This is a genomic window from Streptomyces sp. NPDC101490 (genome assembly GCF_044767145.1).
Lineage (GTDB): Bacteria > Actinomycetota > Actinomycetes > Streptomycetales > Streptomycetaceae > Streptomyces.
Genome location: NZ_JBIWNI010000055.1, coordinates 1 through 1,388 on the forward strand (window position 1 = coordinate 1; position 1,388 = coordinate 1,388).

Here is a 1,388-nt window from a genome sequence, read left to right on the forward strand (position 1 = left end):
AGACCGCGTTTGAGATCTGCCGTGTCCCGTTGCTGAAGGGCTCGTTGAACTCTCTGTGAGCGGCGTTGGGGGTGGGTACCCATCGGACCTGACGGATGAGCAGTGGGCTTTGGTGGAGCCGTTGCTCCCGTCGGCGCGGGTGGGTCCGAAGGGTGGTCGGCGGGAGAAGCATCCGCGGCGGCGGATCGTGGATGCGATCTTCTATGTCGTGCGGACCGGCTGTTCCTGGCGGCAGCTTCCGAAGGACTTCGCGCCATGGCCGACGGTGTACTGGTACTTCACCTGGTGGCACGACGGCGGCACCGTCGAGCGCATCCATGACGCCTTGCGGGGCAAGGTCCGTGAAGCCGACGGCCGCGGTGCGGAGCCGAGCGCCGGCCTGATCGACTCGCAGTCCGTTCGCACTGCCGACACCGTCCGCGCCGCGACCAGGGGCTTCGACGCGGGCAAGAAGGTGAAGGGCCGCAAGCGGTTCATCGTCACCGACACTCTCGGGCTGCTCCTGGCCGTCCACGTCGTTGCGGCAAGCGTGCAGGACCGCGACGGCGCGAAGCGGCCGCTGCTGTGGACCCGCCTCGATCACCCGAGCGTACGGAAGATCTGGGCCGACCAGGGCTTCGCCGGCCGTCTGGTCGAGTGGACCTCCCAGATTCTCGGCCGCGACCTGGAGATCGTCCGCAAGGCCCCGGACCAGCGCGGCTTTCAGGTCCAGCCCAAGCGGTGGGCGGTGGAGCGGACCTTCTCGTGGCTCACCGCCCACCGGCGCCTCGCCCTGGACTACGAGACCAGCCCGGCACACTCGGAGACCATGATCCGCTGGGCGATGATCGGCGTCATGGTCCGCCGGCTCACCCGGGGCCGTGCTGCGACGCGTCCCGGCCCACGGCCACTCGTGCGGCAGTCTTCGCAGTGAGCCCGCCGACCCCTCTCGCCGACGACTGCTGCTGTCGCCGAGTTACCGAGCCAGGAACCCCGCGATTTCGCGTTCCAGGGCCGGCGACACGTCGGCCAGCTCTGAGGCGATCAGGCGGACCTCTTGTCCAAGGTCGGGGAACTCACTCCAGACACCCGCACTCCTGGTGAGCACGGCGGCCAGCAGGTCGCCCTCGTACATGTCACCCTCCGCCAGCGGGTCGACCCGGAGGACCTCCACCGCCAGGGGCAGGAGACAAGCAAGGCCCACGTCTTGCCTGATCAGCAACCGCATATCCTCCACCGTCAGGCCGCCGATCGGCTTGCGCCGAAGCTCGCGCACAGTAGCCATCAGCCGGGTTTCGCCGCCCGACGGGGCCGACCAGCGGTCACACTCAAGCTCCTCAAGGGAGCGGTCACGGTCCACGAGTCGAGTCACCGACCGATCGTCCCATGGCAGATCTCAAACGCGGTCT

At 68.5% G+C, this 1,388-nt stretch carries 2 protein-coding genes; one reads left to right on the plus strand and one right to left on the minus strand.

What is annotated here, in order from left to right; genetic code table 11:
- Positions 1-16 precede the first annotated feature (16 nt).
- Positions 17-913 carry an IS5 family transposase gene (locus ACIRQY_RS35625; protein WP_403933014.1) on the plus strand — a complete coding sequence of 299 codons (897 nt, stop codon included), beginning with the start codon at positions 17-19 and terminating at the stop codon, positions 911-913.
- A 42-nt stretch (positions 914-955) separates the two neighbouring features.
- On the opposite strand, the gene ACIRQY_RS35630 is transcribed toward ACIRQY_RS35625, so the two are convergent.
- Positions 956-1,351, minus strand: coding sequence for a contact-dependent growth inhibition system immunity protein (locus ACIRQY_RS35630; protein ID WP_403933011.1), 396 nt, complete (start codon positions 1,349-1,351; stop codon positions 956-958).
- Positions 1,352-1,388: the final 37 nt, after the last annotated feature.